17 protein-coding genes are annotated in these 22,646 nt (G+C 74.4%); 9 read left to right on the top strand and 8 right to left on the bottom strand.

Annotated features, from left to right (window positions below):
• Window positions 1-183: 183 nt before the first annotated feature.
• The 8 genes from WMF14_RS02910 (at window position 184) to WMF14_RS02875 (ending at window position 12,184) form a co-directional block, all read left to right on the top strand.
• A complete protein-coding gene (locus tag WMF14_RS02910) occupies window positions 184-2,610 on the top strand; it encodes a hypothetical protein (RefSeq protein ID WP_437798641.1) in 2,427 nt (808 codons plus the stop codon).
• A gap of 1 nt (window position 2,611) precedes the next feature.
• The gene (locus WMF14_RS02905) at window positions 2,612-5,041 is read left to right on the top strand and encodes a hypothetical protein (RefSeq protein WP_437798640.1); all 2,430 of its coding nucleotides are present in this window, start codon (window positions 2,612-2,614) and stop codon (window positions 5,039-5,041) included.
• A 134-nt stretch (window positions 5,042-5,175) separates the two neighbouring features.
• Window positions 5,176-5,520 carry an HU family DNA-binding protein gene (locus tag WMF14_RS02900; RefSeq protein WP_437297590.1) on the top strand — a complete coding sequence of 115 codons (345 nt, stop codon included), beginning with the start codon at window positions 5,176-5,178 and terminating at the stop codon, window positions 5,518-5,520.
• 155 nt (window positions 5,521-5,675) lie between these two features.
• Entirely contained in the window at window positions 5,676-6,905 is a 1,230-nt protein-coding gene (tyrS, locus tag WMF14_RS02895) for a tyrosine--tRNA ligase (protein ID WP_437798639.1), read from the top strand.
• A 46-nt stretch (window positions 6,906-6,951) separates the two neighbouring features.
• Window positions 6,952-7,944 (top strand): hypothetical protein, encoded by a 993-nt coding sequence (locus WMF14_RS02890; protein ID WP_437798638.1) that lies wholly within the window; start codon window positions 6,952-6,954, stop codon window positions 7,942-7,944.
• A gap of 42 nt (window positions 7,945-7,986) precedes the next feature.
• Window positions 7,987-10,098: an alpha/beta hydrolase gene (locus tag WMF14_RS02885; RefSeq protein ID WP_437798636.1), complete on the top strand. Its 2,112-nt coding sequence runs from the start codon at window positions 7,987-7,989 to the stop codon at window positions 10,096-10,098.
• A gap of 57 nt (window positions 10,099-10,155) precedes the next feature.
• Window positions 10,156-11,493 (top strand): metallophosphoesterase, encoded by a 1,338-nt coding sequence (locus WMF14_RS02880; protein ID WP_437798635.1) that lies wholly within the window; start codon window positions 10,156-10,158, stop codon window positions 11,491-11,493.
• A gap of 85 nt (window positions 11,494-11,578) precedes the next feature.
• Entirely contained in the window at window positions 11,579-12,184 is a 606-nt protein-coding gene (locus WMF14_RS02875; protein ID WP_437798633.1) for a Uma2 family endonuclease, read from the top strand.
• Window positions 12,185-12,228: 44 nt separating this feature from the next.
• Here the strand turns inward: WMF14_RS02875 and WMF14_RS02870 are convergent, their stop codons facing one another.
• From WMF14_RS02870 to WMF14_RS02835, 8 genes are all read right to left on the bottom strand, one after another.
• A complete protein-coding gene (locus tag WMF14_RS02870) occupies window positions 12,229-12,840 on the bottom strand; it encodes a DUF2914 domain-containing protein (RefSeq protein ID WP_437798632.1) in 612 nt (203 codons plus the stop codon).
• Between the two features lie 239 nt (window positions 12,841-13,079).
• Entirely contained in the window at window positions 13,080-14,414 is a 1,335-nt protein-coding gene (locus WMF14_RS02865; protein WP_437798631.1) for a multicopper oxidase family protein, read from the bottom strand.
• Between the two features lies 1 nt (window position 14,415).
• On the bottom strand, window positions 14,416-15,897 hold the full coding sequence (locus WMF14_RS02860) for a TolC family protein (RefSeq protein WP_437798630.1): 1,482 nt from the start codon (window positions 15,895-15,897) through the stop codon (window positions 14,416-14,418).
• Complete coding sequence (locus tag WMF14_RS02855) at window positions 15,887-16,228, bottom strand: hypothetical protein (protein WP_272097599.1); 342 nt, start codon at window positions 16,226-16,228, stop codon at window positions 15,887-15,889. Before WMF14_RS02855 ends, WMF14_RS02860 begins: the two co-directional genes overlap by 11 nt.
• A 207-nt stretch (window positions 16,229-16,435) precedes the next feature.
• Window positions 16,436-17,995 carry a L,D-transpeptidase gene (locus WMF14_RS02850; RefSeq protein ID WP_437798629.1) on the bottom strand — a complete coding sequence of 520 codons (1,560 nt, stop codon included), beginning with the start codon at window positions 17,993-17,995 and terminating at the stop codon, window positions 16,436-16,438.
• A 134-nt stretch (window positions 17,996-18,129) separates the two neighbouring features.
• On the bottom strand, window positions 18,130-19,050 hold the full coding sequence (locus WMF14_RS02845; RefSeq protein ID WP_437798628.1) for a hypothetical protein: 921 nt from the start codon (window positions 19,048-19,050) through the stop codon (window positions 18,130-18,132).
• Between the two features lie 23 nt (window positions 19,051-19,073).
• On the bottom strand, window positions 19,074-20,609 hold the full coding sequence (locus tag WMF14_RS02840; protein WP_437798627.1) for a S53 family peptidase: 1,536 nt from the start codon (window positions 20,607-20,609) through the stop codon (window positions 19,074-19,076).
• A 118-nt stretch (window positions 20,610-20,727) separates the two neighbouring features.
• Window positions 20,728-21,348, bottom strand: a complete 621-nt coding sequence (locus WMF14_RS02835) for a hypothetical protein (RefSeq protein ID WP_272097595.1) — start codon at window positions 21,346-21,348, stop codon at window positions 20,728-20,730.
• A 359-nt stretch (window positions 21,349-21,707) separates the two neighbouring features.
• Here WMF14_RS02835 and WMF14_RS02830 point away from each other — a divergent pair, with 359 nt between their 5' ends.
• The gene (locus WMF14_RS02830) at window positions 21,708-22,637 is read left to right on the top strand and encodes a homocysteine S-methyltransferase family protein (protein ID WP_437798625.1); all 930 of its coding nucleotides are present in this window, start codon (window positions 21,708-21,710) and stop codon (window positions 22,635-22,637) included.
• Window positions 22,638-22,646: the final 9 nt, after the last annotated feature.

The raw sequence follows: 22,646 nt of genomic DNA, 5'->3' as shown, positions 1-22,646 counted from the left end.
CTTCTGACCGGGAGCCGCGGTGACACTTCCCTGAGCCACAGGCCCGTGCTCCCGGAGGACTGGACCGCGAGGCCCGAGCACGGTCCGACGGGCTCTTCCCCGGATACCTCCAGCCACTCCCCGCACGCCTTCGCGGACGGGCTCCACGGCTCGGGCCGCGTGAAAGTCGTGTAAAAGAGCCGCGTGTCACCGTCCAGCGCCGACCCCGCACCCTCCTCGCCGCCCGGAAGCGCAGCGCCCCGACCGAGCAGCGCCTCCCCCGACGGAACGGACGGAACCGGCGAAACCGAGACCACCGTCTCCCGGGACGCCGGCCCGGCGGCGCCCCCGGGTCGGCTCGATCGCCTGGTCGCGGCCTGGCCGCGCGTCGATCCGGTCCTGTTCGCCGCCTACGCGGGCGCGTGCGTGCTCTACGCCGCCGTCGCGTTCTACAGCGCGATGCACCAGCAGACGGGCGGCATGTGGTCGGCGCCGCTCGACGACGTCTTCATCCACTTCGACTACGCCCGCGCCACCGCGCGCGGGTACCCGTTCGAGTGGTCCGAGGGCAACGGCTTCTCGAGCGGGAACACGAGCCTGAGCTACCCGTTCGTCCTCGCCCTCGGCTACCTCGTCGGCTTCCGCGGCGTCCTGCTGATGCAGTGGGCGGCGATCGTCGCGTGCACCTCGACGCTCGGCTTCCTGCTCGTCGGCGCGCGGCTCCTCGAGCCTGTCGGGCGCTGGGCGAAGTACCTGCTGCCGCCCGTGGCGCTCTCCATCGGCGCGCTCGACTGGTCGCTGTTCAGCGGGATGGAGAACGCCTTCCACCTCGGCGTCTGGGCCCTCGCCACCCTCGCCGCGCTCTCGGTCGCCCGCGCGGCCGACGGGCCGCGCGAGCCGACGGCGCGGGCGACGCGGGCGACTGACGACGCGCGCGCCGCGGCGCCGCCGAAGCGCCTCGCCCACCTCGGCTGGGCCGCCGGCCTCGCCGGCGCGCTCCTCTACGCCACCCGGCCGGAGTCGGTCGTCTGCGTGGCGGCGCTGAGCGTCTACGCGGCCATCGCCGTGAAGCGGGCGCACGGCGCGCGCGCGGCGATCGCGACCTTGCTCCGGACGTCGGTGCCCGGCGCGCTCGCGTGCCTCGCCCAGGCGGTCGCCAACCGCGTGTTCACAGGCGAGTGGGCGGCGAGCGGCGCCATCGCCAAGCTGGCGCTGAACAACCCGTACATGACGTCCTCCGAGAAGTGGGACACCTACGAGTTCCTCGCGACGTACGTCGTCGCCCGCAACACCAACCACCACTTCTCGGACGCCCTCCCCTGGGGCTGGCTCGTGCCCGCCCTCGCGCTCGTCCCCCTCGCCTCGCGCAAGACCCGCGGGGCCGCGGCGCTGCTCTGGGTCCAGGTCGTCGGGTGGCTCGCGCTCGTGTCCCTGAACGGTCAGGTCCGCTGGCAGAACGAGCGGTACACCATGCCCGCGGTCGCCTGGCTGCTGGTGCTCGCGGCGATGGGTCTCGCGCTGCTCGTCGCGCGCGCCGCATGGGCCAGCGGCGACGAGCGCCAGGAGCCGCAAGGGAGCGCCCCGGCCGGGCTCAGGGCGCGGCTCGGGGCCCTCGGCGGCGTCGCGGCCGCGGCCCGCGGCGGCGCCCTGGCGCGCGGCCTCTGGTGCGCGCGCGTCGCGCTCGCCCTCGCCGTGGCTGCGCTCTTCTGGGCCCACCAGCTGCCAAGGATGCGCGACCAGATCTGGTTCTTCGGCCGCGCCAGCCGCAACATCCGCGATCAGCACCTCGTCGCCGGCAAGCTCCTCGCCCAGCTCGACGTGCGCCGCGTCCTCGTCGGCGACGCGGGCGCGCTCCTCTACGCGTCGGACCGGCCCGGCCTCGACCTCATCGGGCTCGGCGGCTACCACGATCTCCCGTTCGCGCGCGCGGGCGTCCACGGCCTCGGCGCCTCGCTGGAGCTCATCGAGCGCATCCCCGCCGAGGACCGCCCGGACACGCTGGCCATCTACCCGGGCTGGTGGGGCGACCTCCCGGCCATCTTCGGCAGGCGGATCGCCGCGATCCCCGTCGTCGGCAACGTGATCTGCGGCGGCGCGGAGAAGGTCATCTACCAGGCCGACTGGAGCCCGCTCGCGTACGGCGAGGCGCCCGCGTCGATGCGCGCGGACGAGCGGGTCGTCGACGAGCTCGACGTCGCCGACCTCGTGAGCGAGCGGGAGCACGGCTACGCGTTCCCGCGGCCGCAGGCCGGCTTCGTCGGCTTCAGCGTCCTCCCGGATCCGCGCGGACCGGGGCACGATCGCTTCGACGCCGGGCGCGTCATCCCGGGCGGCCGGAGCGAGGCGGCCCGCCTGCACGCCCCTCGCGAGGGCCACGGCAGGCTCGTGGTCCGCACCGCCGCGCCCCGCGCCGCCACGATCCGCGCGACGGCGGACGGCCGGGAGATCGGCCACCTCGCGCTCAAGAGGGGCGACGGCTGGACCGAGGCCTCGCTCGACCTCCCCGAGGGCCTGCCCGAGACGTTCACGCTCACGCTCACGCCGGTCGACGGGGAGTGGGTCGATCACCACGTCTGGATCCTCGATCGCCCCGCGCAGGGCGCCGGCGCGCGCCCGCTCGCCGGACAGTGACGTGCGCGCCGGCCTGCCCCGCGACCCCGCGCAATGGATCGCGCTCGCGCTCGCCCTCGCCGCGGTGCTCGGCGGCGCCTGGCTCCTCCGCCGTGGCCGCTCGCCCGCAGCCGCACGGGCCGGCCCCGCGCCTCCGCGCCCCGGCGCCGCGCGCTCGGGCCCCGACCCCGCGCCCCCCTCCGGCGCGGCCCTGGGCGCCGCGATCGCCGCGGCCCTCTCGGTCGTCGCGGCGCTCCTCTCGGCCGCGTACGTCGCGGTCTACCTGCGGGGCGGCCCCCGCATCATCGACGCGACGAGCTACTGGCTCGAGGCGCGCGCGATGGCGGCCGGCCACCTCGCGTGGCCGCTCGACGAGCCCGCGGCCTCCGTGCTCGGTCGCTTCCTCGTCCGCAATGACGCGGTGGGCGGCACGATGGCCGGGCGCAGCGCGGCCGAGGTCGCGGTCCTCTTTCCTCCGGGCTACCCCGCCCTGCTCGCGCTGGGCTTCCTCGCGGGCGCGCCGCTCGCGATCGGCCCCGCGCTCGCCGCGGCGCTCGCGATCGCCACCTACGACCTGGCCGCGCGCTTCGCGCCGGAGGGCCCGGCCCCGGCCGGGAGCGCCGCGCCGATCCGCTTCGTTCCGCTCGTCGCCGCGCTCTTCTCGGCGCTCTGCGCCGCGCTCCGCTACCACACGGCCGACACGATGTCGCACGGGCTCGCGGCCCTCTGCTTCACGGTCGCGCTCGCGTCGGCGCGGCGCGCGCTCGATGAGGCCCGCGCCGCCGCGGCGACGGGCGCCGCGACGGGGCCCCTCGGTCCGGCAGTCCGCGCCGCCGCGCTCGCCGGGCTCGCCGCCGGCTGGCTCGCGGCGACGCGCCCGCCGAGCGCGCTCGCCCTCGCCGCGACGCTGCCCTTCGTGCTCCTGCCGGCGATCGCGCCGGGGAGCGCGGCGGCCGGTCCGCGCGAGGGCGAGCCGCCGCCGCGCCCCTCGCCGCGGCTCGTGCGGCTCGCCGCGGCGATGGCGCTCGGCGCCCTCCCCGGCCTCGCGCTGCTCGCGGCCCACCAGCACGCCGCGACGGGCGCCTTCGCCTCGTCGCAGGCCGCGTACTACGCGGTCTCGGACGGCCCGCCCGGCTGCTTCCGCTACGGCTTCGGCGCCGGCGTCGGCTGCGTCGGCGAGCACGGCGACTTCGTCCGTCACAACCTCGCGGAAGGATACGGCTTTCTGGCTGCTGCCGGCACGACGCTGCGCCGCCTGAAGCTCCACCTCGTGGACGCGCTGAACGCCGAGCCGCTCGCGCTGCTCGTGCTCGTCGGCGCCGTGATCGCCTGGCGTCGGCCGCGCTCGCGCGCCCTCGCGATCGCCCCGCTCCTCCAGATCGCCGCTTACGCCCCCTTCTATTTCGATGGCAACTACCCGGGAGGCGGCGCGCGCTTCTTCGCCGACGTGCTGCCGGTGGAGCACGTCCTCGCGGCCATGGCCGCCCTCGCGCTCGCGGAGCACGCTGCGATGGCGGCGCACGCGGGGCGCGCTGCGACGGCGGCGCGCGCGGAGCGCGGCCCCGCGCGCCGGTGTGGCGCGCTCCTCCCGGCGGCGCTCCTCCCGGCGGCGCTCTTCGCGACGGCGCTCCCGCTCGCCGGCTTCGCCTTCCGCGCGGGCTTCGACCACGCCGCGCTCCGCGATCGCGAGGGCGGCCTGCCCATGTTCGACCCCGCCGCAGTCACGCGCGCGGGCGTCTCGCGCGGCCTCGTGTTCGTCGACACAGATCACGGCTTCAACCTCGGCTTCGATCCCGCCCCGGAGGACGTCGCGGTGCTGCGCTACCGGGGCGACGCGATCGACCGCATGGCGTGGGAGGCCCGCGGTCGCCCCCCCGCGTACCGCTACCGCTTCGCGATCCCGGACGGCGGCGGCCTCGCCACGGTCTCGATAACGCCGCTCGTCTTCGACGCCGAGCCGCCCGGCGAGGCCCGCATCGAGGGCGAGTCGCTGTGGCCGCCCCGCGCGCAGCGCGGCGCCTTCGCGCTGCCCGAGCACGCCGGCGGCACGTGCGCGTCCGGCGGGCGCCTCCTCGCGGTGCACGCGGCGGGGCGCGGCGAGGCCGTCGTCCGGGTCGGCCTGCCCGCCCCCTGGCTCCGCGGCGCCCGGATCAGCCCGCGCGTGGCGCTCTCGGGCGACGGCGCCGGCGAGGTGCGCCTCCTCGTCGATGGCGCCCTGCTCCACGCCTGGCGGGTCGAGCCCGCCGCGCCGAGCCCACCCGGCGCGCCGCTCGCCTGCGCCGATCTCCCGCCGCACCCGATCCCCGAGGATGCCGTCGAAATCGAGCTCGCCCTCGCCCGAGAGGCCAGGGAAACATGCGGAACGAGCGAAACGTGCGGAACGAGGGAGACCCAGGGCCTCTTCGCGCTCGATGCGCTCTCCGTTGTGGGCGGGAATTCGGTTGACCGCTAGTCCCGTAACATGCGAGCTTTTCATAGGATTCTGTTGTCGTGCGGCTCCTGGAGCGGCGCATCCCCTGGAGCTCTGCGGTGGAAAGCGGCAAGTCGAGCGCCGGCGGCGGTCCGCTGGGGTGGGGGAGGTGGACCATGACGAAAAGCGAGCTCATCGACGCGATCGCGGGACGGGGGGAGCTCACCAAGGCTCGAGCGGAGCTCGTCGTGAACTGCGTCTTCGACGCGATGACGCAGGCGCTCCAGCGCAACGAAGGCATCGAGATCCGCGGGTTCGGCAGCTTCACGGTCAGGCCGTACAAGCCCTACAGCGGCAGGAATCCGCGCACGGGCCAGCCGGTGCCCGTGCCCGCCAAGCGCCTTCCGTTCTTCAAGGTCGGCAAGGAGCTCAAGGAGCTCGTCAACGCGAGCCGCGCGTACGCGATCTCGGGCGACGACGACGACGAGGACGAGGACGACGAGGAGACCGACGACGAATGAGGCGGCGCGCGGCGCGTGCGTGACGTGAGGTGACGTGACGCGCCGCACGAGGTGACGACGTGACCTCGTCGTTCCTGCGCCCTCTTCGCTCGCGCGCGCCGAGGCGCGTCGCCCCCCTGGCGGGCGGTTCCGCTGCGCGGTAGAAGCGGGCCCCCATGGTCCCCGCCGAACGTCAGCTCCAGATCCTCTGCAAGGGTGTCGTCGACCTCCACGTCCGAGCCGAGCTCGAGGAGCGGATCCGCGAGGGCAAGCCGCTGCGCGTGAAGGCCGGCTTCGACCCGACCCGCCCCGATCTCCACCTCGGCCACACGGTGGTGATGCAGAAGATGCGGGAGTTCCAGGAGCTCGGGCACCACGTGGTCTTCGTGGTCGGCGACTTCACGGCGATGGTCGGCGATCCGACCGGCAAGAACGAGCTGCGCCCGCGGCTCTCGCGCGAGGAGGTCGTCGCCGCGGCGGAGACCTACCAGGCGCAGGCGTTCAAGGTCCTCGACAAGAACAGGACCGAGGTCCGCTACAACTCCGAGTGGCTGAACAAGCTCGATCCGACGCAGATGATCGAGCTCTGCGCGAAGTACACAGTCGCCCGCATGCTGGAGCGCGACGACTTCAAGAAGCGCTACGAGGAGGCGCGGCCCATCTACGTGCACGAGTTCATGTACCCGCTCCTCCAGGCCTACGACTCGGTCGAGCTCGAGGCCGACATCGAGCTCGGCGGCACCGATCAGCTCTTCAACCTGCTCGTGGCGCGCGACCTGATGCCCCGCTACGGAAAGCGCGCCCAGATGGTGATGACGATGCCGCTCCTCGAGGGCACGAACGCGCGCGTCGAGGACGGGAAGGTCGTGGGCGCCAAGATGTCGAAGAGCGCGGACAACTACGTCGGCATCACCGAGCCGCCGTTCGACATGCTGCAGAAGCTGATGCTCGTCGATGACGGCGTGATCTGGCGGTACATGGAGCTCCTGTCGTCGCGCCCGCCCGAGGAGATCTCCGCCCTGCGGGAGGCGGTCCTCCGCGGCGAGCAGGGCGTCATCGCGGTGAAGGAGCTCTTCGCTCAGGAGATCGTCACCCGCTTCCACTCGGCGGAGGACGCGCGCGCGGCCCTCGAGCGGCGCCGCAGCGTCGCGGCCGGCGGCCTGCCGGAGAACATCGAGGAGCTCCACGTGGCGAGCGACCGCGACACGATCCCGATCGGCAACGCGCTGGCGCTGGCGGGGCTCGCCGAGTCGACCTCCGCGGCGCGGCGCCTCGTGAAGGGCGGCGCGGTGCACCTCGACGGCGAGGTGGTCAAGGACGAGCAGCTCAAGCTCGAACGTGGGAAGCGCTACCTGGTCCGCGTCGGCTCGAAGAACCGCCGCTTCGCCCACCTCGTCGTTGGCTGACGCGCCCGGGCGAGCGCCTCGCCGGCGCGCCGTGCTCGGCGGCGCCTTGGGCTGCGCCCTCGGCCTCGCGCTGCCCTCGTGCGGCGGCGCGCCGCGGCCGCCCGCCCGGCCGAGCCCGCCGCTGCCGCCACTCGCCACGGCGGACCTGACGCGCCTGCTGCCGCAGGCGGGGCTCAGGTGGTTGATCCTCGTCCGGCCCCGCGAGGTCGCGGCGGTGCCGTGGCTCATCCCGTCGATCGCGCTCGTGGCGCCCGAGGAGAACCTGGCCCGGCACGCCCGCGCGACCGGCGTCGATCTGCGGCAGGTCCGCGAGGCCGCGATCGCGTCGTACGCGGGCGCGGGGCCGGCGGGCGGCGCCACGCTCTACGTGGCGCGCCACAGCGGCGATCCGCGCGCCATCGAGCGTCTCTTCCGGCGGCGGCTCACGGGCAAGGAGCGGCGCGCGCTCGATCGCCCGGACGTCGTGCGCGTGACGGGCGACATCGGCACGACGCCGCGCGCGCTCGTGCTGCTCGGCGAGGACGTGGCCTGCGTGCAGGACGGCGGCAGCCCGCTGCGCGGGCCGGCGCGCGTCGCGTCGCTGTACGCGCTCGGGCGCCTCAAGCGCTCGCCCGCGGCGCTCTCGGGCGGCCCGCTGCGCGCGCTCGAGGCCCGCCTCGGCCCGGCGCCCGTGCGCGCGTTCGCGCCGGGGCCGTTCGACGGGGAGCTCGCCCGCGGCGCGCGGGGGCTGCTCGCGGCGGCCACCGCCGTGGGCGCGGCCGCGCGGCCGAGCGCGCGCGAGGGGATCGCGCTCGCGATCGCGGTGGCGGGCGACTTCTCGACGAGCGGGGAGGCCGCCTCGGAGGAGCTGCTCGCGGCCTGGAACGAGCTCGCGGGCGGCTCGTTCGGCCACCTGCTCGGGCTGGACGCGCCGGTCGAGCGGCCGCTCGCCACCCACGCGCCGGACGCGGTGGCCGTCGCGGTCGAGCTGAACCCGCGGGCGCTCGCCCGGGGGCTCGCGGCGGCGACCGGCGAGCGGCTCGCCGAGATGCTGCGGTAGGCGCGGCGGCGCCTCGCCGGTAAATTGGACGCCGTCAGCGCCATGCCCACCACGACCAGCGGCTTCTTCCTGCAATGCGCCTCCCGCGGCACGCTCGAGCTCGTCCTGCCCGCCGCCGACACGCCGTTCGGCGTCGAGCACCACCGCCGCGAGGAAGCCTCCGGCCCGTGGCGTCACGTGGCGACGTTCGCCAGCGGCCTCGGGCCGGTCGAGGCGGTGTCGCTCATCCAGAGCAACTTCGGCGATCCAGGCCACCTCGAGGCGGTGGTGCGCGCCGGGGATCGGCTGGCCGCGTTCTGGTGCGCGCCCTCGAGCGAGCCGTCGTGGAGCGAGCCGCGCTTCTTCGCGGAGGGCGCGGCCGGCGACCCCGCCCTGATCCAGGGCGGCTCCGGGGGCAAGGGCAACTTCGAGCTCGTGGTGCCCCACGCGAGCGGCGGGATCGCGCACTACCACCGCGACAACGACACCGCCGAGCTCGTCTGGCGCGGCCCGGTGATCTTCGGCGAGGGGCTCGGTCGATTCGAGGCGGTCGCGATGATCCAGCGCGTGGCCGGCGCGCCGCACGGACCGCACGCGCCCGGCGACCTCGAGGTCGTCGCGCGCGTCGGCGATCGCCTGCTGATGTTCTGGCGCTCTCCCGGGTCCGGGGCTGGGTGGCACGGCCCGGAGGAGGTGGTTTCGGGGGTCCGCGGGACACCGGCGCTCTTCTGGAGCGCGATCGGCGGACCTGCGACCCTCGAGCTGTTCTCGCCGCTCGCGCGCGTGGGGCTCGCTCGGTGGTGCCGCGACGACGGCGCCCGCGGGGCGCGCTTCCGCGGTCCGACCGTGTTCGCCACCGATCTTGGCCGGTGCGAGGCGGTATCGGTGATCGAGAGCTGGCCGCTCGGGCGGATCGAGCTCGCGGTGCGCGCCGAAGGGCGGATCGTCCACGCGACCCGCGACGGCGCGCTGTGGTCGCAGCGCGCGATCCTCGGCAACGCGCCCCCTTCCCCGGCGGATGTCCCCTCTCCGGCGACGCTCCCTCCGCCTGCCACCACGACGAATCGCCCGCCCGCCGCCACGACCTCTCGCCCGCCTGCCGCTACGCCTTCTCGCCCACCCGCCGCCACGACCTCTCGCCCGCCTGCCGCCACGCCCTCTCGCCCGCCCCCCTCCACGAGTTCGCCTCCGCCTGCGCCGCTCCCGACCGGCGCGTCGCCGCGGCTGCGCGCCGGACCGCATCGGGCGGGATTCCGGCGCATCGGCGCGCTCTCGCTGTCGGCGGACGCCTGCTACCCCGACACGTGGCCATTCCAGGGCGCGCTCTACCGATGCCCCGCGCGGAGCGCCGCGCTGCTCTACTACCCCGCGTCCGCGGACGGCGAGGAGGCGCCGCTCTCGGCGGGAGGCCCGTTCCCGGTCATCGCGATCGCCCACGAGCGGCGCCTCGCCACGAGCGCGGCCACCACGGGATCCCCCGCGGGTCTCGCCCAGGACTACCGCCAGCTCGCCGGCGTGATGGCGCACCTCGCGCGCTGGGGCTTCGTCGTCGTCGCGCCCGATCTCTCGTGGCTCACGCCCGACGACGCGCCGCTGCGCCGCGCCGCGGTGCTCCGGGACGCGCTCACGCACCTCCGCGCCGGCTCCCGGGGCCCCCTCCTGGTCGACTTCGCTCGGGTGGGCCTGATCGGCCACGGGCTCGGCGCGCAGGCGGCGCTCGCGCTCGCGCTCGACGCCGCTTGCCCGTTCGATGTCCGCGCCCTCGCGCTCCTCGCGCCGGCGGGCGCCCCCGAGCGCGCGCTGCCCATCGACGCGCTCGCGCCTCGGCCGGCGCTCGTCGTCCGCGGCACCGCGGATCCCATCGCCGCCTCCGTCCCGGCGGCGCTCTACGACCGCGCGCGCGCTCCGAAGCACCTCGTGACCCTGCCCGGCGCGAACCACTTCGGCTACACGACGTCGCTCGGCCTCGTCGAGCCGCTCGACGGCCACGCCGGGCTCTCGCGGCGCGAGCAGCAGGCGATCGCGATGGGCTACCTCGCCGCGTTCTTCAATGGCTACCTCCGGGACGCGCGCGGCGACCTCGACGCGCTGTCGGGCAAGGCGCCGCTCGAGGGGCTCGAAGCAAGGGAGATCCCGGTCGACGCCGAGGTGCCTGACGGAGGAGCTGGATCCTAGGCGCAGCCGGCGGGCCGCGGCCGGACGCGCGATCCACGCGATGCTACTTTCCGTCGCGTGTACCAGCTCGGCGGCCTCGTCGTCACGCTCGTCAACGGCCTCCTCGGCCTGATCCTCTGGCGGCGGCTCCGCGCGGCGTTTCCTCGACATGGAGCGATGATCAGCGCGCTCTGCGCTGCGGGGCTGCTGCTGGCCGCGCTCCCGGCGCTGCTCATGGCCGCAGCGAGCTTCTCGGGGTTACGCGCGCTCCAGCGCCACGCGCCGGAGCCGCTGGCGCTGATCGCCATGGGCATGCAGGTGGGCCTGCTCCTCTACGGGTTGCTCCTCGGGCTCGTCACGCTCGCGTGCGCGGCCGTCCGGGCGCTCCATCGGCTCCAGCCGCGCCGAAACGCCCCGATTGCGCTCGATGCCCAGACCACCACGAACACCCAGGCCAGCGGCGGCGCCGAGGCCAACCCGGCCGCTCAGGACATCCCCGCGCCAGCGGATATCGCGGCCCGACCGGAGGCCGTCGACGAGCGCCGCCGCCGCCTCGTCGTCGGCGCGACATGGGCGCTGCCGGCTGCGGCGGTCGCGGTCTCGATGGGCGGCGTGCTCGCGTCGCGGCAACGACCGGTCGTGGTGAGGCTCGCGCTGCCGGTGCGCCGCGAGCTGACGAGCCTGCACGGCGTCACCATCGCGCAGCTCAGCGACGTGCACGTCGGCAGCTTCATGGACGCGGAGCGGCTCGACGAGCTCCGCGACGCCATGAACGCGGTACGCGCGGACATCCACGTCGTCACCGGCGATCTGCTCGATCACCACGTCTCGCAGCTCGAGCTGTCCGCGCGGCTGCTCCGGGGCCTGCGCCCCGCCCGGGGGCAGCTCTTCTTCTCCATGGGCAACCACGAGTACATCGCCGCGCGATCCGCCGACGTGGGGACGATCGTGAAGGGCCTCGAGGAAGCGGGCGCCCAGGTGCTCGTCGACGAGGCGCGGGAGGTCCGCATCGGCGGCGATCACCTGTGGATGGGCGCCATCGACTACCCGAGCCGCGCGCGCCCGGGAGAGCCCGCCCGGCGCCCGACGCGCGACGGACTGGATCGAGCGCTAGGCCAGATGCGGGACGACGGCGCGCCGCGCGTCGTCCTCAGCCACCATCCGGGCACGTTCCGCACCGCCCGCGAGCTGCCGTTCGATCTGATGCTGTCCGGCCACACGCACGGCGGGCAGATCTCGCTCGGCCGGATCGGCGATTACGCCCTCACGCCGATGTTGCCCGCCGGGCTCTACCACAACGGGCATTACGAGCACCGCGGCCGGCGCCTCCACGTCAACGCCGGCGCCGGAGGCTGGCTGCCGGTCCGCATCAACTGTCCGCCGGAGCTCACGCTCGTCGAGCTCGTGCCCGCCTGACGCCGCAGGAAGGGTCCTGCCCGCTGCGCATCAGCGGAGCCCTCGCCCGTGGACGCGCTCCGTCTCCCGGGTGAAACTGCGGGACATGGCACAAGCCGCGGTCCGCACCGGCCTTTCGCCGCAGGAATACCTGGACTTCGAGCGTTCGTCGCCGCTTCGCCACGAATACGCGGACGGCGAGCTCTTCGCCATGGCGGGCGGCACGCTGGAGCACAGCGCGATCGCCGCGAACATCATCGGTGAGCTGCGGAACGCGATCCGCGGTCGGGGGTGCCGGGTGCTCACCTCCGGCATGCGCATCAAGATCGCCTCCACGCGCCGCTACGTGTACCCCGACGGCGCCGTCGTTTGCGCGCGTCCCGAGTTCGAAGACGAGCAGCGCGACACGCTCCTGAACCCACGCGTCATCGTCGAGGTGCTCTCCGAATCCAGCGAGGCCTATGATCGCGGGGACAAGTTCGCCCAGTACCGGACGCTACCGTCGCTCGAGGAGTACGTGCTCGCATCGCAGAAGGCGCCGCGAATCGAGGTGTTCACGCGGCAGCCGGACGGCAGCTGGCTGCTCCGGATCCACGGCCCCGGCGAGCACGCAGCGCTGTCCTCCCTCGGCGGCGCGCTCGACGTCGACCAGGTGTACCTGGGCGTCTTCGAGCAGGATGCGATGGGAGAAGCGCCGCAGGACGCGCCCTGACGCGCTGACGACGACCGGCGCCTCCCGCGCCCGGCCGCCCTCGGCTACAGCGTCACCTCGAACGGCGCGCGCGCGAGCTCTTCGCCCGTCTCCGACCGCACGACCGCCGTCCACTCCCCCGCCTGCCGCGCCCCGCGCGTGAACGCCCACGTCCGCCACCGCGGCGACGGCCCGACCCCGAGCGTCACGTTCCCCACCGGCGCCCCGCCGCCCGGCGGGACGAACGCCACCGTCACCTCGCCCTCCGCGTCGCTCCGGTTCTCGACCTCCAGGAACGCATAGAGCCGCGGGGTCTCCGGCGCGTGGAACGTCGTCCCCGGCGCCACCGGCTCGCGGTCCTTCACCCCCTCCGCGATCACCAGCCGCTTCACCTTCAGCTCCGCCGCCCCCCTCCCCTTCTCCTTGGCCTCGCGGCTCCCCTTGCTCCCCTTGTCCGCCACGACGTTCGCGTCCGGCGCAGGCGCCGTCACCGTCGCGGCCGACGGGCTTGCGGGCGCCGCCGCCGCGTCGGCTGCAGGCTCGGGGCACTGCGTCGCCGCGGGGCTCGCGGCAGCGGCCTGCGCCGGAGGCCGCGCGTCGTGACGCTCGCCGCAGCCGGCGAGCGAGACCGTGCAAAGCGCCAGAAACGTCATCCGTCGAGCCATCTTCATTGCCATCGAAGCACTCCTCCGATCCGGGGCGTCCCGGCCTCGCCACCGGATATGGCAAGGCGTGGACCGCTTCTGGCTCATTGAAATCGCTGAAGATTTTGGCTGACCTGTGGTCGCGGGGCCGCGCCCCGTGTGTCCATCGAGACGGCCGACCCGCAGCGCCGCAGTCAGCCCGAGCCCCGGGCCCTCTCGATTCGATGCGCGGACGAGATGCCGGCCGCGAGCTTTCGCTCACGCCGAGAGGTTCACCCGCCCGGCTTCCCTCCCGAAACGGGGTCGATGCCGTCCGCCCGCATCCGTTCGGCGCTCGCCGGCCCGGCCACGGTGCCGGCCGGGTGCGTGTACCACCCGGCCGGGTCCGCCTTGTCCGGCTCGTCGCGGACCTTGAGGACGGTGAACATTCCCCCCATGTCGATGTACGAGAACGGCCCGGCCCCGCCGCGCATCGGCAGGCTGTTCGCGGGGATGGGCATGGGCATCTCGCCCATGCCGCCCATCCCCGTGGTCCCCATCGTCATGTAGCCGGGCATCACGCGGCCCATCCGCCGATCGAGCGCGCGGGTCGCGGCGCCGACCATGTTCGGCAGGCCATGGCCCATCTGCATCATCGTGTGATGGGTCATGTGGCAGTGCACCGCCCAGTCGCCCGGCTCCTCGGGGACGAACTCGATGACCCGCGTGCTGCCGACCGGGACAAGGACCGTCGTCTCCGGGTACTGGGCCGACTCGGGGACGAACCCGCCGTCCGTCGCCGTGACCTGGAACGACAGGCCGTGCAGGTGGATCGGGTGGTGATCCATCGGGCCGAGGTTCCCGAGGCGCACGCGCACGCGCTCGCCGCGGCCCACGAGGAGCGGCGCCGTCGCGGGGAACGCCTTGCCATTGAACGTGAGGACGTTGAAGTCGCTCATCGCGTTCGGATCGGGCCGGCGCGCCCCCGCGTTGATCTTCCACTCGTGCGTCATCAGCACGAAATCCCTGTCCACGCGCGGGCCCCTGGGCCTCCTCGGGTGCACGACGAACATCCCCACCGCGCCCAGCGCGATCTGGGTCATCTCGTCGAAATGCGAGTGGTACATGTACGTCCCCGGATACCGCACGACGAACTCGTAAACATACGTCTCGCCGGGCGCGATCGGGCGCTGGGTGAGCCCGGCGACTCCATCCATGCCGTTCGGCAGCACGAGGCCGTGCCAGTGGACCGTGGTGGCCTCCGGCAGGGAGTTCGTCACGTAGATGCGCAGGCGATCGCCCTCGACCGCCTCGATCGTCGGGCCGGGCGTGCTCCCGTTGTAGCCCCACACCTCGCTCTTCAGGCCGGGGGCGATCTCGTGCTCTAGGGGGCCCGCGACGAGGTGGCCGACCTTCACGCCGTCCACCACCCGCAGCGGGAGCGTGCTGCCGTTCGGCGTCACCACGGCGGGCTGCCCCCCGGGCGCGGCGGTCCGGCGAGGCGGGGGCGTCGCGGCGCCCGCGGCGGGCGGCGCGCCAGGGCGCTGCTGCGCATGGGCGAGCCCTTGCGTGAGGATGGCGGCGCCGGCGGCCAGACCGCCCGCGTGGATGAAAGCACGTCGGTCCATGTCAATGCCCTCCTTCGCCGGTGGCCGAGGCCCTCGGCATCGCCGCGGGAGCTCCGGCCCCCGCGGCCTCGACGCGGCGCCCTGCCAGGAGCGCGTCGAACGCAGCCTTCGCCGTCCAGTGCTCGCGCAGCGCCTCGACCGCCGCGAGCTCGGCGTCCAGCTGCTCTCGGCGCGCCGAGAGCAGCTGGAAGACGCCGACCTGCATCGCGTTGTACTGGAGCAACGTCTGCTCCAGGACCCGCTTGCGCGCCGGGAGGATCACGCGCGCGTAGTGCTGCGCGCGCGCGTGCGCGAACAAGAGCCGGTTGCGCGCCTCGCGGACCGCCGAGCGGACGTCGACGGCGCGCCCGTGGTAGCGCTCCAGCAGGCCGTCGAACTCCGCCGCCTGCGCGGCCTCGGCGCCCTGCCGCCGATCGAAGAGCGGGAGCGAGAGGCGGACCTCGGCGCCGACGACCCACGGGTGCTCGTGCGCCTCGTCGCTCGCGCCGAGCTCCCGCTCGCCGTGAACGCCGAGCGCCACGTCCGGCACCCAGCCCTCGGCGCGCAAGGCCCCGGCGCGCCCCGCCGCCGCCTCGAGCCGGCTGCGCAGCTCCGCGAGCTCGAGGCTCGCCCGCAAGGCCAGGGACTCCGCGCGCGGCGGCGTGGCGAGCGCGTCGGGCGCCGCCGGGACCGCGCCGGCGATCGTCCAGGAGGTCGCCGCGCCGGAGAGGCCGAGCAGCCGGGTGAGCCGCTCGCGCTGCGAGAGGAGCTCCAGCTCGATCTGCGCGGCCGTGACGCGGGCCTCCTCGTAACCCGCCTCCTGCGTCGCCACGTCGAGCTCCGGGACGTTGCCCGCCTCGAAGAGCGCGCGGGCGGCGTCGCGGGCCGCGGCGAACGCGTCGAGCGCGCGGTTCGCGATGCCCAGGCGCTGCTCCGCCGCCTGCACGGCGTAGAACGCGGCGCGCACCTGGTAGCCGAGATCGACGACCGCGCCCGCGGCGCGGTAGCGCGCGGCCTCGTGCTCCGAGCGCGCCGCCCTCGCGTGGAGCGGCGAGAGGAGCGCCGACGTGAGGTCGATCTCGACCCCGAGCTCGAGGTGCGCGTGCTCGACCCCCTCCTGCAGCGGCGTCACCCCGATCGCGATCTCCGGGTTCGGGAGCTTGCCCGCCTGCTCGAGGTTGCCCCGGGCGACGCCGACCTCCTTCAGCACGGCGCGCAGCTCGCGGTTGTTGAGCAGCGCGATCCGCACCGCGGCGTCCGCGGTGAGCGGCCGCCGCGGCGCCTGGCCGAGGGCGCGCGCGCCGTCGGCCGGCTCCGGATCGACCTCCTCCGACGCCGCGCTCGGCGGGAGCTCGAAGCGGGAGAGCTCGCGGATCCGCGCCATGTCGGCGGTCGACGACGGGGCGGCGCAGCCGGCCGCGGCCGCCGAGGAGAGCGCGAGGCCTGCCACGAGCGGCAGGAGGCGCGCGGCGAGCGCGCGCGATCGCCGGCGTTCAGTGCGCATGGACAGGCTCCTCGGGCCTGGCAGCCGCCGGGCCGCCCTCCGGCGGCGTCGCCGGCGCCGGGGCGTGATGATGGTGGTGGTGGTGCTGGTGAGGGTCGGCGCCGGCGCCCCCCGCCGGCTCGAGCCCGACCCAGCCCGCGGCGGGCTCGCCGGGCAGCGGAGGCTCCTCCGAGAGGGCGACGCCGATCCGCGGCGAGGGAGCTTCCGCGGCCTGCGGTGAGGCAGCAGAGGACGCGGGGAAGCTCGCGGGAAGGGTGCGCGGCGCGCAGCCGGCGAGCGCAGCGACGAGCATCAGCAGGGCGTTCGGACCGGCGAGGTGAGGTGATTTCATGGAAGCCGCTCCAGCGTGGCGAGTGCGATCACGTGCGGGGCCCGAGGACGACCGCGCCCCGCAGCGGCTTCATGCCGCATTTGAGCTCGACCGCTCCAGAGCTCAGCGCAGGAAGTTGGATCGCGAGCAGCGTCGTCCCGGGTTGCATGCATGGCCGACGCGCGCGGTCCGGCGGTATTACACGTCGCCGCACCGGGCCGCGCGCGGTCAGGCGTGGATGTACACGAGCGTCCCGCCCTTGTCGTTGAACGCGGCGTGCCAGCCCTCGGGGACGGGGGGATCGGTCCACGCGAACAGCCACGCCGCGTCGGCGGGCGCGAGGTTCACGCAGCCGCTGCTCCGCACCTTGCCGAACGCGTCGTGCCAGTAGACGCCGTGCAGCGCGTAGCTGTTGTGGAAGTACTGGACATAGGGCACGTCCCGCAGGTCGACGGACGACTCGCTGAGCTCGCCGCCGTCCATCGTCGCCGTGACGTGCTTCTCGCGGATGAAGAACGTGCCCTGCACGGTGGCGCTGGTGGTCGCGGGATCGCCGAGCTCGCCCCTGCCCGTCGAGACGAGGGTCGCGAAGACGGGGCGCTCGCCCTCGTAGGCGACGAGCGTCTGGAGCTCGATCGAGATGTCGATCCACTTCCTTCCGCGCGCCGCGTGCCCCCAGAAGTCGCGGCCCAGCCGCGCGACCCGCAGCGCGGACGCGGGGATCCACACGCCCGCGTCGGTCTCCGCGTAGGCGCCGCCGGCGGCCGTCTTGCCGGTGAGCACCCAGCCGGAGCGGTGCGCCGCCCAGCCGTCCGGCCCGAGCTCGCCCGAGGCGTCCGGCTTCAGCGTGCGCACCCCGTGGTGCATGACGAACGCGGGGGTCCCCTCGCTCTTCACCTCCACGCCGCGCATCGCCGTGGGAGCGACGGCCGAGGTGCGATCGATCGGGATGAGGTCGAGCTCGGTCGTCAGGCCGAAGCGCCGCCCTGTCCACTCGAAGGTGGAGATCAAGCCGAAGGCCGAGTCGGCCCGCGCGCGCCCGCGGTGCGCGGGGAAGCGCACCTTCTCGGCAGCGCCGAGCGGCTTGGGCAGGTCGCGGCGGCTCGCGAAGAAGGGCGTGAGCGGCTCCGGCTCGCCCAGGAGCGCCTCGTCGCGGCGGGACCACGCAGGGGTGCCCTGGGCGCGCGAGCGCCCCTCGACGCGCCGCTGCTCGGCCTCGCTCGGCAGGTGGACATAGAGGTGCGGCGGCGGCTTCCGCGACACGACGTAACGGTACGGATACGGCTCGCCGCGGCGCGGGCCGGCCGGCGTCGCGGCGACGATCTCGTGGTCCAGGTCGAGCGAGGCGCCCTTGCCGACGCACACGAAGCCGCGGGGATGGATGGCGTACCACCCGCCGGCGCACCCCGCGTCGCCCGACGGCGCCGAGGCGCGCTCGACGATCGCGCCGGCCCGCAGGTAACCGAGCTTGAGCGCGCCGCGCTCGGGCGCGGCGTACACGAACGTGCGCATCGCGATGCTCGCGAGCTTGTCGCCGCGCCCAGGCCGCAGCGCCTCCCTGGACGCCGCGGGCTCGGCCTCGACGGCCGCGCCGCCGTCCAGCGGCTCCACGACGCCCGCGTCGGCGAGCGCCGGCTCCAGGGCCGCCGGCTGCGCGGCGGCCGAGCGCCCCGGCGGCTCCTCGCCCGGGCCGCAGGCCGCCACGAGCGCCGACGCGGCGAGCGCCGACGCGCGCCGCAGCCGACCACCGCGGCGGCGCGCGCGCGCATCCGGGAAAGAGCAAGCCATGACGAGCAACGGGCCTCGTCTAGCTCAGAGGCCGCCCGCCGACCAGGCCGCCCGCGCGGCGCGACATCTCGACCCACCGAGCAGCCGCGGCAGTTCATCGCGCGCGCTCCCCATGCGCCACGCGCCGCTCCGGCTCACCAGCGTGGGTCGCCGTCGATCAGCCAGTCCAGCGCCCGCCGGGTCTCCTCGGCGACCGGCCCGTCGTACCGGTGGCCGGCCTCCTTGCTGCGCGCCACGCGGGCGAGCACCCCCGCCTTGTCGAGGCGCGCGGCGGCCGCGGCAGCGGCGGCGCCGCACCCGGCTTGCGCGCAGACGAAGAGGACCCGCTGCCCGCCGCCGTCCGCGAACGCCTTGGCCGTCGCCGGGGTCCACTTGTCGTGTCCGCCCTCGACCAGCACGAGGCGCGGGAAGAGCGCCGCCCGGCGCGCGGCGATCGCAGAGCCCATGATCGCGCCCAGCGAGAAGCCCGTGTAGAGCACCGCGCCGGGATCCACGTGCTCGGGAAAGCGCGCCCGCAGCGCCGCGAGCCCCGCGTCGATCTCCTGCTCCAGACGGGCGTTGCTCTCGTACGTGAAGCGGACGTCGCTCGCCGACGGCGAATCGGGCCGCGCGACGCCCCTCGGACACAGGACGAAGGCGCCGTCACCCACGATGTCGCGCCACACCTGGCACTGCCACTCGGGCCGATCGTAGTTGCCGTGCGACGCGATGAGCACGGGACGCCGCGCCGTGGCGCCGATCGGCACCGACACCACGGCGGTCGGGAACCCCTCGACAGGGAGCTCCACGAACGGCGCGTCCGCGCGGAGCGGCGAAGCCCCCGCAACAGCGGCGGCCGCGTCGCCGGCAGCGGGCGCGGCGTCTCTTGCGGCGGCCGCCGGCGCCGCGCCGCCGTCCGCGGCCTGCGCTGCCCCTTCCCGCGCCGGGGCGGGCGCCACGCTGGGCGGCGCGGGCGCCGGGCCGACGGAGCGGCCTGGGCGGTCACAGCCGAGCGCCGCCACGAGGAGCGGGAGCGAAGCGAGCGAGAGCGAGAGGAGCGCGACGGGGGACGTCATCCGACCCAGAGGATGACGCTTTCCTAGGGGAGCGCCTCCGCGAGCTTGTCCGCGAGCGGAGCGCCCCAGCCGGTCGGATAGTCCCAGCCGGGCCCCGCGCTGAACCCTTCGGGGGTCTTGCCCTCGGTGATGTCGCGGAAGGCGGCCTGCACGCCCGCATCGGTGTACAGCGCCCGGTTCAGCCACCCGGCGACGGGCTTGCCCTGCGCGATCCGGTGGCTGTTCACCGACGCCATCAGCCCGGCGAACACCGGCGCGGCGAACGACGTGCCGCTGCGCCGCTCCCACTCGCCCAGGAAGTAGAGCCAGTACGGGGAGTCCGACGACGCGCTCAGCGCGACATCGGAGACCGCGCGCGTGCCCTGCGCGTCCTGGACGACGCTCTCCTGCCACCACGGCGTATCGAAGGCGCGCGATCGGCCCGAGCCGGAGCCGCTCCACGCCACCTCGCGCGCGACCTCGCCGCCGTCGCCGAGCTCGAGCACCGTCCCGCCGACGCACGTCACATACGGGCTCGACGACGGCACGTCGGGCCTGCTCGAGTCGCCGCTCGCGACGACGATCGTCATCCCGAGCGCCGCGCCCATGCGCGCCGCCTCGTTGTATTGCTCCCGGATCATCTGCGCCTCCGTCTCCTCGCGGTGCGCGAACGACGTCGAGAGCACCGACACCTCGCCGGCAGCGATCGCCTCGTTCCACGCATAGAGGATGGAGTGGGTGCGCGCGTCCGGCCCCTGGTACGCGATGAGCTCGGCCTCGGGCGCCATCGCGCCCGACCACTGCATGTCCAGCGTGGTCTCGACATAACGCGTGGAGATCGGATCGGCGGTGACCACTTCGACGGGGTTGTCGCGCGAGAGAATGCCGAACGATCGCCAGAACGACTGGAGATCCCGCTTCTTGTACGTCGCCCCGACCACGACGCCGACCTTCACGCCCTGCCCGCTGTGGCCGCCGGTGTGGAGCGCTTCGACCCCATAGGCCCGCGCGATCTGCGCGGGCGTGTACCCCTTCTCCTGCTCCGGCGGAGGGTCCGTCTCGATCGAGCCCCCCTCGGCCGCGAGCGGCTCGGTGTCCGCGGGGATCTCGACCGAGACGACGCCCGACGCGAGATCGATGATCCGCTGCGGCGGCCTGAGCGGATCGAGCGCGCCGAACGTGCGGAGCGGCTTGCCGCCGGCCGAGGGGTTCTCGCGCTCGAAGTCGCGGAGCTCCGTGTCGAACGCGGCGTTGAACTGCTCGACCGTGCCCGCGAACTCGAGCAGGAGCCGGTTTTTGGACCGCCTTCGGATCTCCATCTTCTGCTGGACGAGCCAGTCTTCGACGGCCGCGACGTCGCTCTCGGAGGGGGCGTGGCGCTCCATCCAGGTCTCGACCGACATGTACTTCCGGAAGGTGTCCGGCTTCCCGGGATCGTACATGTCCTCGATCGCGCTCTCGAGCCCGGCGACATCCCGGGTCGAGAACGCCATCAGCGCGCGGAAGCGGTCCTCCTCCGGCGCCGCGCCGAAGTCGAAGTAGATCCCCCCGGCCGGCCGGGGAAGGCCGCTCGGGAGCACGGGTCCGTCTGCTCCGCACGCCGTGCCCCCGAGGGCGAGCAGCGCAACGCACCAAACCGAGAGCGAACGCATCAACGAGGCCCTGCGAGCGAGGGGGAAAGAGTCCGTCAGGCGAGGCTCAGCACCACACGTGCTCGATGAGGTAGCAGGTGAAGGTCCCCGGCAGCCAGGTCTCGGGGTGCCCGCCGGTCGTGTTGTCGGTACAAATCTCGCAGTAGGCGTGGATGCAGTCGGGGTCGGTGCTCTGCGGCTTCGCCCCGGGGCTCGACACGGGCTTCTCGGAGTAGAAGAACCCGTCGGTCTTCAGCTGGTCGAGCTCGCTGTCCGACAGCTTCCCGAAGGCGGCCTCGTCCGAGGAGATGCTGAACCGCTGGTCCGACGCCTCCGTCAGGGCGGGCGCCGGGTAGTCGCCGTAGTCCGCCTGCTCGATGGCGGCCATCTGCTCCGAGAGCAAGATCTCCTTGCCGTTGCCGGTGGAGAGCTTGATGCGCGCGTAGTCGATCGGCCCCCCCGAGTAGTCGAGGGCGTAGACCGTGTCTCGGCTCATGTCGAGGTTCAGGAACTCGCTCGTCTCGAGGGCCTTCGAGACGTCCGCCTGGGTGATCCGCTCGTGCGCCGCCGCGTCATCGACGGGAGCCTCCTCCGACGCGCTGCATCCGGCAAAACCGGCTGCTGCGATGACGCCGAGCGCAACACTGAGAGCGAGCGACTTGGAAGAACGGATGGACTGTCGAATCATGATGGCGTTCCTTTCTTATGGGCTCACTGACGGCGCTCGCCTGGCCTCGCGCGGGCCAGCGGGAGCTCCCCCATGTCGGTCCTGCGTCGGTCCTGCAAACGATCGCTTGCTTGTCGGACGCCACGACTCCGGCGAGTCGAGTGGAATGAGGGGAAGATGAATTCATTTCAACGGTGCCGCAGGCCCCCCATACCTGGCAAGTAATTTCCCGGCGCGAAAGATAATTCCATCGTTCTTTCTGCCGCACAGTGGTCGGGACGGTGCGCTGTGCGGGGACTCGCTTACCCCGAGCGGCAGACGGGCCATGACCCGACTCAGGGGTTGCCGTGGGAGCCGGCCGCGGACATACCGGAGCCTACATGGTGGACGTGTCCAGATCGCCGCTCGGTTCAACTGCTGTGGCCGCCGAGGCTGCCATCGTGGTCCTCGACGGCCCGCTCGGGACCGAGCTCGCCGCGCGCGGGGTCGAGACGCCGGCGCCGCTCTGGAGCGCCGCGGCCCTGCTCGACGCGCGGGGCCGCGACGTGGTCCGCGCGATCCACCGGGATTACGCGCGCGCGGGCGCGACGGTGCACACGGCGAACACGTTCCGCACGAAGCGGAGGCAGGCGGGCGCCGCCTGGGCCGAGCTGGCGGCGCGGGCGGTCTCGCTGGCGCGCGAGGCCGTGCGCGACGAGGGCCCGCAGCACCGGGTCGCCGGCAGCATCGCGCCGCTCGAGGATTGCTACCGACCCGACCTGAGCCCGGCCGACGCGCGACAGGAGCACCGAGAACTCGCGCAGGTGCTCGCGAGCGCGGGCGTCGACCTCCTCCTCTGCGAGACGTTCCCGCACGTCGGCGAGGCGCTCGTGGCGCTCGAGGAGGCGGTCGCCACGGGCGTCGAAGCATGGGTGTCGTTCACGGCGGGTCCGGGCTCGGATCTGCTCTCGCCCGAGCACATCGGGCTCGCCGCGCGGGAGGCGGCCTCTCGAGGCGCGAGGGCCGTGCTCGTCAACTGCACCCCTGCGACTCGCACGCTCGCGCACATCGAGCGGCTCGCGGCGTGCGGCGTCCCGTTCGGGGCCTACGCGAACGCGGGCGCCGAGGCCGAGGGGCTCGGCTGGGGCGTTGGCGTCGACCAGCGCGGCTCGGCGGCCGCGCGTTACGCGGAGCTCGCGCGCCGCTGGCTCGAGGCGGGGGCCACGATCGTGGGCGGGTGCTGCGGGACGGGGCCCGCGCACATCGCGGCGCTGCGCGCGCTCGTCGACGGGGCGAGGCCCGCGCGCGCCCCGACGGGATCGCCGCGCTGAGGCCATGCA

This window comes from Sorangium sp. So ce693, from assembly GCF_051521375.1.
GTDB lineage: Bacteria > Myxococcota_A > Polyangia > Polyangiales > Polyangiaceae > Sorangium > Sorangium atrum.
The sequence above is the reverse complement of the archived record's forward strand: the minus strand, read 5'-3'. Positions and strand labels throughout refer to the sequence as shown.